Consider the following 722-nt stretch of genomic DNA (forward strand, 5'->3'; position numbering starts at 1 on the left):
TCATAGCTTAGTTCTTAAGGAACACAGACCGTGTGACTTCCTATCTTAAAACGGCAAATATCATTGTTTTTCTCAATGCTTTGCCGCTTACAATTTACCGCTAGTAGCTCAAATACACGATGTATCTTATGGCTGCACCGTGTTTGTTCTATGCAATCCAGAATATCATCCAACCAAAGATAACTGCACTTACTCGCTCTAAATGTCGAGATCGCACACTTAAACATACCCGCTGCACTATGGCAGATAAAACGCTTGATAAGTGTTTGCAGTATGCTCAGCCAAACCAATGATTCGGCAATATGAGGATCTCGTGTGATGAACCCTTTAAGGTTATTCCATGACTTTAGTTCTTTGAAAAACAACTCAATTTGCCAACGAGTTGCATATATATCGAGTAGTTCGTCAAAGCTAAACTGTGCCTCTTTTAAATTAGTAACAAGGAAAACGGGGCGCTTTTCATTCGGTAAATAGATAAGCCTGTACTCGGGCCCATTTTTCTTCCAACGTACTGTTAATTCAAGTGGTTGGCTTGCGAATTTATCGAGTAACGTTTTGATTTTAATGTTCTTTTCTTTAAGTTCTATACCCGCGCAATAAGCTGATGTAACGATTGGGTTAATGTTTTTATTTGCTCTGATCAAAAAATATCCGCCATCTTGAGCTACTTGCTCAAAGTAATCTAAGTCAAAATACCCAGCATCAGCAAGTAATAACGTATC

Annotated in this window: 1 protein-coding gene; it reads right to left on the reverse strand. The window is 38.5% G+C overall.

Annotated features, from left to right (window positions below; translation table 11 throughout):
* Positions 1–14 precede the first annotated feature (14 nt).
* Positions 15–722: transposase (locus P20495_RS04460; protein ID WP_033016242.1), on the reverse strand; the 708-nt coding region annotated here is incomplete at its 5' end.

The sequence above is a fragment of the Pseudoalteromonas sp. BSi20495 genome (genome assembly GCF_000241185.1).
Classification (GTDB): domain Bacteria; phylum Pseudomonadota; class Gammaproteobacteria; order Enterobacterales; family Alteromonadaceae; genus Pseudoalteromonas; species Pseudoalteromonas fuliginea.